The sequence below is a fragment of the Modestobacter lapidis genome (genome assembly GCF_054780755.1).
Genome location: NZ_BAAGVS010000015.1, coordinates 70250 through 85352 on the forward strand (window position 1 = coordinate 70250; position 15103 = coordinate 85352).

Below are 15103 nucleotides of genomic sequence, written 5' to 3' on the forward strand. Positions count from 1 at the left end.
GCGTCATGTCAGTACCGGATCCGCGGGTCGACCACGACGTAGAGCACGTCGACGATCACGTTGAGCAGGATGAACGCCGCCGCGTAGACCAGCACGATCCCCTGGACGACGGCGAAGTCGCGGGCACCGATCGAGTCGACGAGCAGCCGCCCGATGCCGGGCCAGCCGAAGACGGTCTCGGTGAGCACCGCACCGCCCAGCAGGGCGCCGAACTGCAGGCTGATGACCGTCAGGATCGGGATGAACGCGTTGCGCAGCCCGTGCCGGATGATCACCGTCTTCGGCGGCGCGCCCTTGGCCTCCGCCGTGCGGATGTAGTCCTGCCCCATCACCTCGAGCATGCTGGCCCGGGTCATCCGGGAGATCAGCGCCGTGGAGAAGGCCGCCAGCGTCACCGCCGGCAGCACGATGCTCAGCGGCTCACCGCTGCCGGCGGCGGGCAGCCAGCCGAGCGTCACGGCGAACAGCAGGATGAGCAGCAGGCCCAGCCAGTAGACCGGCATGGACACACCCATCATCGCCACGCTGGAGATCGTGTGGTCGAGGATCGAGTTGCGCCGCACCGCGGCGATGACCCCCGCCGCCACCCCGACGATCGAGCCGATGACCGTGGCGACCACCGCGAGGATCAGCGTCGCCGGGAGCCGCACGGCGATCTCGTCGACCACCGGCCGCGAGGTCCGGGCCGACTGCCCGAGGTCGCCCTGCAGCAGGTTGGTGATGAACGACCAGTACTGGCTCAGCAGCGAGTCGTCCAGCCCGAGCTGGTCGCGGAGCCGGCTGACCTGCTCCTCGCTGGCGTTCAGCCCGGCCAGGACACGGGCCGGGTCACCGGGGAGCACCCGGAGCATCAGGAAGATCAGGACCGACACCCCGAACAGGGTGATCAGCGACAGCAGGAGCGTGCGCACGATGTGCGCGGTGGTGCCCTTCACGAGCGGCCTCCCAAGCCCCGGGGCCGGGAGCCGCCCCTGCCCGGGGGCAGGGGCGGCTCGATGGTGGTGATCAGCTGGCCGGCCGTGCGTAGATGGCCGAGAACTTCTCCGTGGGCGTGGAGCTGATGCCCGTCACGTCGTCGGACCAGACGATCGGGAAGGACTGCGTCCACAGGAAGATCCACGGCGCGTCGTCCCAGATGATCTGCGAGGCGTCGCAGTAGAGCTGCTCACGGGTGTCCTGGTCGGTCTCGACGTCGGCCTGGGCGAGCAGTTCCTCGACCTCGGGGTTGGTGTAGAACGACGTCGCCAGGCCCGCCGGCGGGTGGGTCGCCTGCCGGAACATCTGCATCTGGAAGTCGGCGTCCAGGTACGGCGGCGCCCAGCCCAGCAGGTGCATGTCCACGGTGTCCGCCGACGGCGGAGCGTTCACCCGGGCCAGGAACGACGGGAAGTCGCTCGTGGTGACGCCGACGTCCAGCCCCACCTCGCGCAGGTAGCCGGCGATGGCCTCGGCGGCCTGCTGGTCCTGCACGTAGCGACCGCTCGGGGTGAGCAGGTCCAGGCTGGCACCGACCGCGCCGGCCTCCTCCAGCATCTGCCGCGCCCGCTCGGGGTCGTAGTTGTAGTCGCCGGTCTCGCAGTAGCCGAACAGGCTGGGCGCCATCGGGGCGTCCAGCACCTCGGCCGCGCCGAAGAGCACGTTCTCGACGATGGCCTGCTTGTCGACGGCGTAGTTCAGCGCCTGCCGGACCTGGGGGTTGGACAGCAGCTGGTCGTTGGTGTCCAGCGCGATGAAGATCGTCCGGTCGCTCTCCGCCAGCAGCACCTCGACGTCCTCGTTGGCCTGCAGCGCCTCGATGTCGGACACCGGCGGGAGGATGATCATGTCGACCTGGTCGGAGAGCAGCAGGCTCTCCCGGGTGGCCGCCTCGGGCACGACCCGGAAGACGACGGTGTCGTAGTACGGCTCCTCGCCCCAGTAGTCGGCGAACTTGTTGACGGTGAAGTTCTCACCGGCGGTGTACTCGCCGAACGTGTAGGGCCCAGTGCCGACCGGCCGCTGGTAGTTGAGGTTGGTGTTCCCCTCGGCGTCGACCGACGCCGGCGAGATGATGCCCGCCGTCGTCACCGACAACGCGCTGACGAAGCCCGGTGAGGGCCGGCTGAGCGCCACCTCGACGGTGTTCTCGTCGACGGCGGTGACCGACTCGATGACCTCGAAGGGCGAGCCCAGCGGAACGGTCAGCTCGGGGTCGATGATCCGTTCCAGGTTGAACTTGACCGCCTCGGCGTTGAACGGCTCCCCGTCGTGGAAGACCACGTCCTCCTTGAGCTCCAGGGTGACCGTGAGCCCGTCCTCGGAAGTCTCGAAGCTCTCGGCGAGGTTGCCGACGAGCTCGCCCTCCTCGTCGAACACGACGAGGGTCTCGACCACGTAGTCGACCATGTTCTGCACGGTGGTCGTGGTCTGGCCGGCCGGGTCGAAAGTGTCCGGGTCGATGCCGACGGCGATGGAGAAAGTTCCCCCGCCGTCGCCGCCACCCTCTGCCGCGGGGGCCTCGGGGTCGCTGACGCTGCAGGCACCCAGGAGCAGGGCGAGCGCCGCGGCGGCGGCGAGCGACCTGGTCCGGGACGGGCGGCGGCGTGCTGTCGTGGTCGTGTTCATGGGCTCCCGCTCTGACGGAGTGACATGGAACTGGACGGTTCAGGGACGGTGGGACGGCGTCGTCGGCGACGACGGGGACGGGGACGGCTGGCCGGTCAGGTGATCACCGGTTTGACCTCGGCGAAGTGGCAGGCGCTGGGATGGCCGTGCCCGAAGCGGTCGACGAGGGCCGGCTCCTCCTCGGCGCAGATCTGCTGGGCCTTGGGGCAGCGGGTGCGGAAGTTGCAGCCCGAGGGCGGGTTGGCCGGGCTCGGCACGTCGCCGGACAGGATGATCCGTTCCCGGCTGCCCCGCTTGGTGGGGTCGGGGATCGGGACCGCCGACAGCAGCGCCTGGGTGTAGGGGTGCGTGGGGCGGGCGTAGATGTCCGCCCGGTCACCGATCTCCACGATCTTGCCCAGGTACATGACCGCGACCCGCGCGGAGATGTGCCGCACGACCGAGAGGTCGTGGGCGATGAACACGAACGCCAGGCCGAGGCGGGCCTGCAGTTCCTGCAGCAGGTTGACCACCTGCGCCTGGATCGACACGTCCAGCGCCGAGACCGGCTCGTCGAGGACCAGCACCTGCGGATCCAGGGCCAGCGCGCGGGCGATGCCGATCCGCTGACGCTGCCCGCCGGAGAACTCGTGCGGGTACCGGTCGGCCTGCTCGACGCTCAGCCCGACGGACTCCAGCAGGTCGTCGACCCGGGCACGCAGCTCGCTGCCGGAGACCAGCCCGTGGATCTGGTACGGCTCGCTGACGATGCCGCGCACCGTCATCCGCGGGTTCAGCGAGGTGTAGGGGTCCTGGAAGACGAACTGCATCTCCCGGCGGACCGCCTTCATCTGTTTCCGGTTGAAGTCGGTGATGTCGTGGCCCTTGAAGACCACCGTGCCGGAGGTGGGCTCCAGCAGCTTGACCAGCGTGCGGCCGGTGGTGGTCTTGCCGCAGCCGGACTCACCCACCAGACCGAGGGTCTCGCCGGCGGTCAGCGTGAAGCTCACGCCGTCGACCGCGTAGACGGTGCCGACCTGGCGCCGGGTGACCCCACCGCGGATGGGGAAGTGCGTCTTGAGGTCCTCGACCCGCAGGATCTCCTCGCCGTGCGCGGCGCGCTGGTGCAGGTCCTGCGACGGGGCGGCGGTGGGGGATGCGTCCAGGGAGCTCATGCGCCGCTCCCACCGAGCCGAGCACCCATCTCGCGTGACACCACGGCCATCTCGGCGGGGACCTCCTCGGAGAAGTGGCAGGCGGCGCGCTTGCCGTCGCCGACGTCGTACAGCGGTGGCACGGTGGTCCGGCAGAGCTCCCGGCCCTTGGAGACCCGGCAGCGGGGGTGGAACGAGCAGCCCGTCGGCAGGTCGATCAGGTTCGGCGGCGAGCCGGGGATCGGGTCGAGCCGCTGGAGGTCGAGGTCCAGCCGCGGCAGGCTGCTCATCAGGCCCAGCGTGTAGGGGTGCCGCGGCGCGGCGAAGATCGAGAAGACGTCCGCGACCTCCACGACCTTGCCGCCGTACATGACGACCACCCGGTCGGCGTGCTCGGCGATCAGACCCAGGTCGTGGGTGATCAGGATGGTGGCCGCGTTGGTCCGTTCCTGCGCGGTGCGCAGCACGTCGAGGACCTGGGCCTGGATGGTCACGTCCAGCGCGGTGGTCGGCTCGTCGGCGATGAGCACCTTCGGGTCGTTGGCGATGGCCATCGCGATCATCGCGCGCTGCCGCATGCCACCGGAGTGCTCGTGCGGGTACTGGTCGAAGCGCCCCTCCGGGTTCGGGACGCCGACCATCGTGAGGAGCTCGATGGCCCGGGCCCGCGCCTTCTCCCGGCTCAGCTTGCGGTCGTGCAGCCGGAGCGCCTCGGAGATCTGCTGCCCGACCGTCAGCACCGGGTTCAGGCTGGTCATCGGGTCCTGGAAGATCATGCCGATCTCGCTGCCGCGCAGCCGCCGCAGCTCCTTGGCCGACATCGTCAGCAGGTCGCGGCCGTCGAAGAGGATCTCGCCGGACACGATGCGTCCCGGCGGGCTCTGGATGAGCCCGAGGATCGACATGGCCGTGACGCTCTTCCCGGACCCGGACTCGCCGACCACGCCGAGCGTCTCGCCGGGGTGCAAATCCCAGCTGACGTCGTTGACGGCTTTCACGACTCCGGCCGGGGTGACGAATTCCGTCGTCAACCCCCGTACGGAGAGAACGGGACTGCTCACAAACATCGACTCCTTGACCGATCCGTTGCTGAAAACTAGGACAGATCGGCGCCCGCTGGGTGTCGTCCGGATAACGGCGGTGAGTCCTGACGCTGAGTCGAACCTAGCTCACCATCTGTGTGCCCGATCACATCCACGGGCATCTGGACCCGTACCGGGGCGCCGGCCGGCGGCTCCCCGGACGGCACCGGGTCGCGCCAGACGTCCATCCGGACCGTCGCCGTGCACCGCCCCTCGAGGTCGAGCAGGTGGCCCATCCGCTTCACCGCGCGCAGCACGACCAGCCGGTCGACCACGGCCACCTCGGGGATCTGGTGCACCAGGTCCTGCTCGAAGCGGTGCACCTCCTCCAGCGACGGGAGCCAGGCGACCATCAGCAGGCTGGGCGTGCCGGCCAGCGTCACCGACAGCCGGACCTGACGCAGCCGCCCCAACCGCGTCGCGACGTCGTCCAGCCGGCCGGCCGGGGCGTCGGCGGAGATCACCACCATCACCGGCAGGCCGGCCAGCGGCGCGGCCACCTCGGTGCGCAGCAGCACCGCCCCGGAGCTGATCAGCCGGTCCACCCGGCGGCGGGCGGTGGGCTGGCTGATGCCGGTCACCGCGGCGAGCGCGGCGTAGGAGGCCCGGCCGTCCTCCCCCAGCGCCGACATCAGCTCCCGGTCCACCTCGTCCAGCACGGCGGGGCGGGTCACCGGCAGCGGCCCTCCCGTTCCCCCGCTCGCGGGCAGCACGCCCAGCCGCCAGAGACTGCCCTCGGTGTAGAGCCGGGTGGCGATCCGGGCGCGCGTCCCGGTCACGCCCGGCACCCGGTCCAGCCGCTCGAGCAGGTACTGACCGAGGGTGGGCAGGTCGACGGCGGCCACGGTCAGCAGCAGGTCACGGCCGCCGGCGGTGATGTCGACCGACAGCGCGTGCGCGTCGCCGGCCAGCTCCTGGGCGACCCGGGTCTTCTCACTGGGCAGGCAGGTGACCTCGACGTAGGCGAGCACCTGCGCGTGGTACGACCCCGGCCCGGGGGTGCCGGTGACCCAGGCGGCCCCCGTGGCCCGCAGCCGCTCCCAGCGCCGGGAGGCGGTGACGGCGTTGGTGCCCACCACGTCGGCCACCGTGGTCCACGGCGCCCGGGGATCGCGCTGGAGGGCCTCGACCAGCGCCAAGTCATCCTCGTCCAGGGCAACCGATCGCGGCATCCACGGAGCTTCCCATGACGGATGCCTGCAAATCCTGTCGAAGAACGTTGACACCTCCTAACGTCCGGGCCGGTCGAGCAGGAGGAGGACACGTGGTCCGGTCAGAGGCACTGCGCGAGGACGCACGCGCGCTGCAGGGTGAGCTGGTGGAGTTGCGGCACCAGCTGCACCGTCGTCCCGAGGTGGGGCTGCAGCTGCCCCGCACCCAGGAGACGGTGCTCGCGGCGCTGGACGGCCTGGGGCTCGAGGTGTCGACCGGCACCTCGACGACGTCGGTGACCGCGGTGCTGCGCGGCGGGCGGCCGGGTCCGGCCGTGCTGCTGCGCGGGGACATGGACGCGCTGCCGGTGCAGGAGGAGACCGGGCTGGACTTCAGCAGCGAGGTCGACGGCGTGATGCACGCCTGCGGGCACGACCTGCACACCGCGATGCTGGTGGGAGCGGCGCGCCTGCTGCACGCCCACCGCGACGGCCTCGCCGGGGACGTGGTGTTCATGTTCCAGCCCGGCGAGGAGGGCTGGGACGGCGCCGGCCACATGCTCGCCGAGGGCGTGCTGGACGCGGCCGGCCAGCGGGTGTCGTCGGCCTACGGGATGCACGTCATGTCGTCGATGAACCCGCGGGGGCAGTTCACCACCCGGCCCGGCACGTTGATGGCCGCCAGCGACGAGCTCCGGGTGACGGTGCGCGGTGCCGGTGGCCACGGCTCGGCGCCGCACCTGGCGAAGGACCCGGTGTCGGTGGCCGCGCAGCTGGTCGGCGACCTGCAGACGATGGTGACCCGCACCTTCGACGTCTTCGACCCGGTGATCCTGACCGTGGGCCTGTTCCAGGCCGGCACCAAGCGCAACATCATCCCGGACGAGGCCACCTTCCAGGCCACCGTCCGCACGTTCTCCGCCGAGGCCCGGGACCGGATGCGGGAGGCCTCGGTCCGGCTGTGCGAGTCGGTCGCCGCCGGCTACGGCCTGACGGCCGAGGCGCTGTACCTCGAGGAGTACCCGGTGACCGTCAACACCCCCGAGCACGCGGCGTTCGCCGCCGCGGTGGCGGAGGAGGTGTTCGGCGCGGAGCGGTACGCACCGAAGGTGTTCCCGCAGTCGGGGTCGGAGGACTTCTCCCGGGTGCTGGAGGAGGTCCCGGGCTGCTACCTGTTCCTCGGCGCCGCGACGGGTGAGGACTACGCGGACGCGCCCAACAACCACAGCCCACGGGCGCAGTTCAGCGACGACGTGCTGGCCGACGGCGTGCTGCTGCACGCCGAGCTGGCCACGCGGGCCCTGGCGCGGGACGCCGCCGCGGGCTGAACCCCGGCCGGCCGACCGCGGGGGCGCGGACCCGGCCGGGGGCTGGTTGGCTCGGTCGACGGCCGCGGACAGCGGAGTCCGCGGCGGAACGGAGGCACGCAGTGGTGCACAGACTGGTCGTGGAGTACGGGCAGCCGACCGACCCGGCCGCGTTCGACCGGCACTACCGGGACGTCCACATCGGGTTGGCGCAGGCCATCCCCGGGCTGCAGCGGTACACGATCGGGCACGCCCGGTCGCTGGGCGGCGGCACGCCGTCGGCCTACCTGATCGCGGAACTGGACTTCGAGTCCGCCGAGGCGATGGGCGCGGGCATGAGCTCCGCGGCCGGCGCCGCGGCGGGCGCCGACGTGGCCACCTTCGCCACCGGCGGAGCGACGATGACCAGCTTCGACGTCGAGGACGTCGGCCCCGGTGGTGGCGCGGCCGGCTGACCACCGACCGGCGGACCGACGCGCCCAGCGCGGTCCGCCGGTCGCGGGGCGGGCAGGACCCGTCCCCCCTTCGGGTGGCCCTGCGCCCTGACGCTGCAGCCGGGAGGCCCGGGGGCCGACGGAGACGGAGAAGTCCGTCGATCCGGAGGTCCCCCCGTGCACGTGTTCTCCCGGCCGCGACTGGCGTCGCGCCTCCTGGCGACCTGCGTCGTCGCCGTCGCCGTCCTGGCCGGCGCCCCGTCCACGGCGCTGGCCGACCCGGTCGGGCCTCCGACGACCGCCACCGCCGAGCCGGCCCCCACCGCCACCGCCGAGCCGGCGACGAACGGCGACGCACCCGACGCCGCGCCGATCGAGCCCTCCCCCCGTGAGCCGGCCACCACACCCGCTCCCGAACCGGCGCCGGCCACCGACCCGGCGCCCGCGACCGAGCCGACGCCGACCACCACCGATCCGGCCGTCAGTGACCCGGCCGTCAGTGATCCGGCCATGGCGCCCGAGCCGACCGGGAACCCGATCGAGGCGGGCGACACCGTCACCGGCACCGTGCAGCGGGCCTATGCCGACGACTTCGACACCGCCCACCGCCACGGCGCCCACCTGCTGACCTGGATCGAGACCGCGGCCGGCGAGACGGTGCACGTACCCGACGCCGAGCTGTCCGGTATCGCGGTGCAGGCGACCGTGCAGGCGACCGTCGGCGAGCCGGTCGCGCAGCCGGCCGGGCTCCCGGCAGGGACGCCGCCGGTCCACGAGCTCCAGCAGGTCGAGGTACTGGCCGCGGCGCCCGCCACCCCGGCCGCCACCCCGACCAACGCGGTGACCATCGCGATGGTCGTCCCGGCCGGCGCCACCCAGGACGCCACGTCGCTGGCCGACGTCGTGGACCTGTTCACCGACACGGTGGCCCCCTGGTGGTCGACCCAGAGCAACGGCACCATCCGGCTCGCCGTCACCGCCACCCACGACTGGATGACCTCCAGCGCGACCTGCGCCGACGCGACCAGCATGTGGACCGAGGTCGCCTCGCGGATCGGCTGGACGCCGGGCGCGGGCAAGCACCTGTTCACCTACCTGCCGGCGGACACCCCCGGCTGCGGCGGCCTGGGGCTGGGCAGCGTCGGGTCGGGCCCGGCGTCGGGTGGCCGCTCGTACGTGCGGGGCATCCACGCGCTGGCCACCGAGCACGAGTTCGGGCACAACTTCGGCCTCTGGCATTCCGGGCGCACCGATTGCGGCGACGCCATCGAGTCCGGCACCTGCTCCACCGTCGAGTACGGCGACGACTACGACGTCATGGGCAACTACCACGACGGCACGCTCAACGTCGTCCAGGCCGCGCGCATCGGCCTGCTGCCCCCCGCGCAGCAGCAGGCCCTCGCCTCGTCGGCGACCGGCGGCGCGTACACGCTGGCCCCGGTGTCCGGGGCGAGCGGCATCCGCGGGATCAAGCTCACCGACGCCTCCGGCGCCGTCTACTGGCTGGAGTACCGCATCGCCGGCGGCGCCGACTCCTGGCTGGCCGACCGGTCGGAGAACAACGAGTCCCCCTACGGCGCCCAGTCCGGGGTGCTGTTGCGCAAGGCCGGCACCTCGCCGTCCTCGATCCTGCTCGATCCCACTCCGCTGCCCCGGGACCCGGACTGGCCCTACGACTACGAGTACGCCTTTCCCGTCGGCACGGGCACCAGCTTCGGCGGCGGCGCCTTCACCGTCACCGTGCAGAACACCACCGCCGCGGCGGCGACCCTGTGGATCGCCACCCGGACCACCGCGGCGGCGCCGGCCGCGACGGCCGTCCAGCAGGCCTACGAGGCCTCCGGCGCGATCAACGGCCCGCTCGGCCTGGCCACCGACGCCGAGACCTGCGGCCTCGCCGGTGCCGGCTGCACCCAGCCGTTCGCCGGCGGCGCGATGTACTGGTCCGCCGCCACCGGCGCGCACCTGATCTCCGACCCGACGGTGCTCGCCCGCTGGACCGCCACCGGCGGCGTCACCGGCACGCTGGGCTACCCGACCACCGACACCAGCTGCGACTGGCAGCAGCGGTGCACCCAGACGTTCGAGCGCGGGTCCATCAACACCGCGACCGCGGGCTCCTACGTCGTCGCGGCGCCGTTCGACACCGCCTGGGCCGACCGGGGCGGGGAGTCCGGCGTGCTCGGCTCCCCGACCGGCGATGCCAGCTGCGGCCTGGCCGGCGGCGGCTGCAAGCAGACCTTCGCCCACGGCACCCTGTGGTCGACGACGGCGACCGGCGTGCACATGGTGGCCGCCGGCGACCCGATCGCGACCCGGTGGACCGCCCTCGGCGCCGAGGGCGGAACCCTGGGCTACCCGACCGCGGATGCGGTCTGCGGCCTGGTCAACGGCGGCTGCAAGCAGACGTTCCAGCGCGGCACCCTGTACGAGTGGAGCGGCGCGTTCGTCATGGCGCCGGGCCCGATCACCACCGCCTGGCTGGCCGCCGGAGCGGAGGGCAGCTCGTTCGGCTACCCCACCAGCGACGTCGCCTGCGACCCGGCCGGCACCGCCTGCCGGCAGACCTTCTCCGCGAGTGACCCCGTCTACTGGACGGCGGCCGGCGGCGTGCGCACCGTGAGCAACCGGGCCGGGAGCGCCTACACGTTCTTCCGCTTCTCGTGGGAGGGCCACGGCGCGGAGACCGGCGCCCTGGGTTACCCGACCGGCGACGTCGTCTGCGGGCTGCGCGACGGCGGCTGCACCCAGCGGTTCCAGCGCGGGGCGCTCTACCGGACCCCCTCCTCCGGCACCGCGATGGTGCTGGACAACGCCATCGGCGCGCACTGGGCCGCCGCGGGCTTCGAGAACGGGCCACTGGGCTACCCGGCGGGCGACCCGACCTGCGGCCTGCCGGGCGGTGGCTGCACCCAGTCTTTCGCCGGCAACCAGCTGGTCGTGACGTCCGCGGCGACCGGCACGCACGTGCTCGCCGCCGGGACGCGCTGGGCGTGGGAGGACGCCGGCGATGCCGCCGGCCCGCTCGGCTACCCCGTCGGGCAGCCGTTCTGCGGGCTGCGCGACGGCGGCTGCGGTCAGCACTTCCAGGGCGGATCAGTCTACGACGGTCCGTACGGCGCCAGCGCCGTGCACGGCGCGATCCGTGACTTCTGGGCCGCCCGCGGCTGGGAGAACGGCGCGCTGGGCTACCCGATGAGCAACCCCGACTGCGACCTGCCCGGCGGCGGCTGCACGCAGTGGTTCGGCAGTGGCTCGACCGTTGCCTGGTCCCCGGCCACCGGCGTGCACGAGGTCGCCAACCGGCTGAGCTGGAGCTGGCAGGAGAACGACGCCGTGCGCGGCTTCCTCGGCTACCCGACGACCGACGCCTTCTGCGGCCTGCGCGATGGCGGCTGCGGCCAGCACTTCCAGGGCGGCTCGGTCTACGCGGCCGGCTACGGCGTCGGGTACGCGATCCCGACGACGATCCGCGACCGCTGGGGCGCGGCCGGCTGGGAGTGGGGCCTGGGGTATCCGGCCGGCGAGGCGTTCTGCGGCCTGCGCGACGGCGGCTGCGGCCAGCACTTCGCCGGTGGCTCGATCTACTCCTCGCCGGCCACCGGCGCCCAGGTGGTCCGCGGCGCGATGCGGAACGCGTGGGCCGTCCGCGGCTGGGAGGGCAGCCCGCTGGGCTACCCCACCGGCAGTGAGGTCTGCGGCCTGCGGGCCGGCGGCTGCTTCCAGCCGTTCGCCGGCGGCGGCATCTACTCCTCCCCGGCCACCGGCGTCCGTGCCGTCACCGGAACGATCCGCGACCGGTGGGCCGCGCAGGGCTGGGAAGGCGGCGCGCTCGGCTACCCGACCACGGACGCCTTCTGCGGCCTGCGCGACGGCGGCTGCGGCCAGCACTTCGCCGGTGGCTCGATCTACACCAGTGCGGCCGGCGGGGCCCGGATCGTCTCCGGCGTCCTCCGCAACGCCTGGGCGGCGCAGGGCTGGGAGGGCGGCGCGCTCGGCTACCCGATCACGGACGCCTTCTGCGGTCTGCGCGACGGCGGCTGCGGCCAGCACTTCCGCGGCGGATCGGTCTACTGGTCACCGGCCTCGGGTGCCCGCACGGTCGCCGGCCCGATCGCGGCCCGGTGGGCGGCGCAGGGCTGGGAGTGGGGCCTGGGCTACCCGACCACCGACGCCTTCTGCGGCCTGCGCGACGGCGGGTGCGGCCAGCACTTCCAGTACGGGTCGGTGTACTGGTCCCCCGCGACCGGCGCGCACGCCGTCTCCGGCGCCCTCCGCGACCAGTGGGCCGCGCGCGGCTGGGAGTGGGGCCTGGGTTACCCGACCGGAGGCGCCACCACCTCCGGGCAGCTGGTCACCCAGGCGTTCCAGCGGGGGGCGCTCACCGTCGCGATCTGAGCCCGCCCCGCCCCGCCCGTCCCGCCCGCGGCGTTCCACCGCACGGCGGGGCGGGCACCGGAGGAACATCTCCGCTGCGGACGACGGGGCCGGCACACGATGGGGGACGTCATGGGCGAGGCGGCGGCGACACGGCTCGATCGGGGCGCGACCGACGGCACGGCGGCCGGGCCGGCGTTGGACCTGCCCAGCGCCGGCCCCGACGCCCTCCCCTGGAATGACGCGCTGGCCGCGGTGCTGGGCTACGCCCGTGGCCGGCGCCCGCTGCGCTTCCGCTCCCCCGACCACCCCGAGGGCCGCTGGTACCAGGTGCTGGCGTTCGGCTTCGAGCGGTTCGACGCCCAGCAGATCACCAGCGGCGACCCCGGGGACGGCGACGTCCTCGTCGCCGAGGGGCTGCACGGCCGCCTCGACCCGGCCGGGTGGTCCGCCGTCCGCCGCGCCCTGGACGACGTCCGCCCGCTCGCCGACGCCGCGGTGGTCCGCGCCGCCGGGCGCGCGTTCTGGACGCTCCCGGACGCCGAGTTCTGCGTGCTCGACGAACCCGGCACGGTCGGCGCCGCGCTGCGCCGGATCTGGACGTCCTGCGCCGACACCGACGGGGTGCGCCCCGAGCACGTCTCCGCGGCGCTGCACCGCCGGCACCCCGCGCTGTTCCCGCACGTCAGCCCGACCACCCGTCGCCAGCTGTGGCCGCACCTGCGCGAGGGCGACAGCGGCGTGGAGGCCGTGGTGCACCGCGAGCTGCGCGCCAACGCCGCGGGCTTCGCGCCCCTGGAGACGACGGTCGCCGCGCTGCTCGGCACCCCGGCCGGGCGCGCGCCGCTGACCCGGCTGCGGCTGCACGACGTGCTGCTCTGGCTGGTGGGCAGCCTGCGGTTCACCCACGCCGTCGCGCTGGGGCGGGCCTCCGCCGAGTGGCAGGCGCACCGGGCCGACGCCTGACGCCGGGCCGGGACCCTGTCGCCGGGCCCGGCGTGGTGCTGAGATCACCGCCATGACCGCCTCGGCACCGCTCCCCGACGGCGTCCGGCAGATGATCGACGCCACCAACAACAGCGACCGCGCCGCCTTCCTGGCCGCCTTCACCCCCGACGGCGTCGTCGACGACTGGGGCCGCACGTTCACCGGCACGGCGAAGATCGCCGCCTGGAACGACGCGGAGAACATCGGCGCCCGCGCCCACTACCTGGTCCAGCAGGTCACCGTCGACGGAACGACGTGCACCGTCGCGCTGACCGTCAGCGGGCAGCGCTACAACGGCCCGACCACGGTCACCGTCGAGCTGGACGGGCCGCTGATCCGGCGGATGACGATCAGGGCCTGAGGCTGATCGGCCGGGCCGGTCACTCCGGTGGCACCTGCCGCAGCTCCGGCGCCGGCTGCGGCACGCCGTCGGCGAGGGCGGGCTCCGGGGCCAGGCCGGTGAACGCCTCCCGCACGTCCTCGGCGGCGGCGAAGTAGCCGCCGGGGTCGCGCGGGGCGTACCAGGACCAGGCCGGCGGCGTGCGCGCGTCGCCCCGGAAGTCGGTTCCGGCCAGCGCCTGCAGCGCCGCCGCGCCGTCGCCGTCCAGCAGGGCCCGGTAGGCCGGCTCCCGGGCTCCGGCGGTCACCGTGCCCCGCAGCTGCTCGAGGTCCTCCAGCGATGTCCGGAGCCGGAGCCACTGGTGCCGGCGCCACCACTCGTCGGCCCGGAACCGGCGGGCCAGCCGGGCGCCGGCCAGCGCGCCGCGCAGCGCCAGGGCCGCGATCGTCTCCGGCGGCACGAACAGGTCGACCCCGCCCTCGCCCGGACGCTGCCGTACCGCGGCCACCCGGCCGCGGTACCCGGGCATCGCGGTCTGCGCGGTGTCCCGCCAGCCCCGGGCCGTCGAGACGATCGAGGTGAGGAACGCGACGAGGCCCGGCCCGAGCGGGCCGCCCGCCCGTCCCGGGTCGTGCCAGTCCGGCGGCAGCTCGACGTCCTGGTGCGCGGAGCCGGGCGGATGGGGCTGCAGGTTGATGCCGAAGGTGGGCCACAGCGGCAGCACCGAGTCGAAGAAGTGGATCGGGAAGTTCGACGTCACACCGCCGTCGGTGAACCACAGCTCCTGCACCCACATCGCGGCCGCCGGCCCGGGGTGCACCAGCGGGTCGCCGTCGCGCAGCAGGGGCCGCCCGAACTCGTCCCGGGCCGTGGCCGGCTGCACCCGGCGGTACAGCCGGACCGCCTCGAACAGCCCGGGCAGGGACAGGCTGAGCCGGGTCGCGAACACGACCGGGAGCTCGTCCGGTGGTGGCAGCGGGCAGAGCTCGACCCTCTCCCCCCGGGCGCCGACGTCCCGGCCGACGATCGTGCGGCGGTCCCCGACCAGCGCCGCCACCACCTCGGCGGGGAACACCTCCCGCCCGGGCCGGGTCAGGTCGGACAGCCGCAGGTACAGCTGCTCCTGGCCGGTGGACGGGCCGTCGCCGGGGTCGGCGGGGTCGGCGGGCAGCAGCGGGAACCGGTGCGCACGCTGCTGCACCAGCTCCGACGTCATCAGCTGGAGGTCGACCCGGCGCCGCCGGGGGTCCCGGGCCACGTCCGTCACGTCGCCGGGCGGCTGTCCCGGCACGTACCGGCCGACGCCCCACCACAGGTGGCCGAAACGCAGCACCGTGGTCGCCGGCAGGCCGGCCAGTTCGCTCAGCGTTCCGGACAGCCACGGCACCAGCGGCCGCTCGACCGTGGGTGCCGGCACGCCGGCCACCCGGCCCCACGGCCCGCGGGCCTGCCGCGCCGCGGACCCCGGCACCAGCCCGTAGTGGTGCCGACCGGCGTGCGCCACGACCGACCAGGCGCTCGCCGCCAGGACGGCCGAGAGCGCGGCCAGCAGCAGGACCTCGGCCACCGCGGGCGCCCACCAGGGCAGCCCCAGCCGGACGGCCGCGCCCACCACGAGCAGGCCGGCCGCCGGCACGGCGACCGGGCGCAGGTCCGGCCGGAGCCGCCGCGGCGGCGGCGCGACGGGC

Annotated in this window: 11 protein-coding genes; 5 read left to right on the top strand and 6 right to left on the bottom strand. The window is 73.9% G+C overall.

Features of this window, described 5'->3' with window-relative positions; genetic code table 11:
* Window positions 1-8: 8 nt before the first annotated feature.
* From ACYVG5_RS14965 to ACYVG5_RS14985, 5 genes are all read right to left on the bottom strand, one after another.
* On the bottom strand, window positions 9-935 hold the full coding sequence (locus ACYVG5_RS14965) for an ABC transporter permease (protein WP_222049979.1): 927 nt from the start codon (window positions 933-935) through the stop codon (window positions 9-11).
* 70 nt (window positions 936-1005) lie between these two features.
* Window positions 1006-2604, bottom strand: a complete 1599-nt coding sequence (locus ACYVG5_RS14970; protein WP_222049978.1) for an ABC transporter substrate-binding protein — start codon at window positions 2602-2604, stop codon at window positions 1006-1008.
* Window positions 2605-2699: 95 nt separating this feature from the next.
* Complete coding sequence (locus ACYVG5_RS14975; protein ID WP_222049977.1) at window positions 2700-3758, bottom strand: ABC transporter ATP-binding protein; 1059 nt, start codon at window positions 3756-3758, stop codon at window positions 2700-2702.
* Window positions 3755-4798, bottom strand: a complete 1044-nt coding sequence (locus tag ACYVG5_RS14980) for an ABC transporter ATP-binding protein (protein WP_460683299.1) — start codon at window positions 4796-4798, stop codon at window positions 3755-3757. The genes ACYVG5_RS14975 and ACYVG5_RS14980 overlap by 4 nt, the downstream gene beginning before the upstream one ends.
* A 35-nt stretch (window positions 4799-4833) precedes the next feature.
* On the bottom strand, window positions 4834-5991 hold the full coding sequence (locus ACYVG5_RS14985) for an Lrp/AsnC family transcriptional regulator (protein ID WP_222049975.1): 1158 nt from the start codon (window positions 5989-5991) through the stop codon (window positions 4834-4836).
* Window positions 5992-6083: 92 nt separating this feature from the next.
* Here ACYVG5_RS14985 and ACYVG5_RS14990 point away from each other — a divergent pair, with 92 nt between their 5' ends.
* The 5 genes from ACYVG5_RS14990 (at window position 6084) to ACYVG5_RS15010 (ending at window position 13436) form a co-directional block, all read left to right on the top strand.
* Window positions 6084-7298: a M20 metallopeptidase family protein gene (locus ACYVG5_RS14990; protein WP_460683300.1), complete on the top strand. Its 1215-nt coding sequence runs from the start codon at window positions 6084-6086 to the stop codon at window positions 7296-7298.
* A 101-nt stretch (window positions 7299-7399) separates the two neighbouring features.
* Window positions 7400-7732: an EthD family reductase gene (locus ACYVG5_RS14995; RefSeq protein WP_222049973.1), complete on the top strand. Its 333-nt coding sequence runs from the start codon at window positions 7400-7402 to the stop codon at window positions 7730-7732.
* 156 nt (window positions 7733-7888) lie between these two features.
* Window positions 7889-12109: a hypothetical protein gene (locus ACYVG5_RS15000; protein ID WP_222049972.1), complete on the top strand. Its 4221-nt coding sequence runs from the start codon at window positions 7889-7891 to the stop codon at window positions 12107-12109.
* Between the two features lie 111 nt (window positions 12110-12220).
* Window positions 12221-13054, top strand: coding sequence for a hypothetical protein (locus ACYVG5_RS15005; protein WP_222050041.1), 834 nt, complete (start codon window positions 12221-12223; stop codon window positions 13052-13054).
* A 52-nt stretch (window positions 13055-13106) separates the two neighbouring features.
* Entirely contained in the window at window positions 13107-13436 is a 330-nt protein-coding gene (locus tag ACYVG5_RS15010; RefSeq protein ID WP_222049971.1) for a nuclear transport factor 2 family protein, read from the top strand.
* Between the two features lie 19 nt (window positions 13437-13455).
* Here the strand turns inward: ACYVG5_RS15010 and ACYVG5_RS15015 are convergent.
* A partial coding sequence (locus ACYVG5_RS15015) for a hypothetical protein (RefSeq protein ID WP_460683301.1) occupies window positions 13456-15103 on the bottom strand: 1648 nt, incomplete at its 5' end.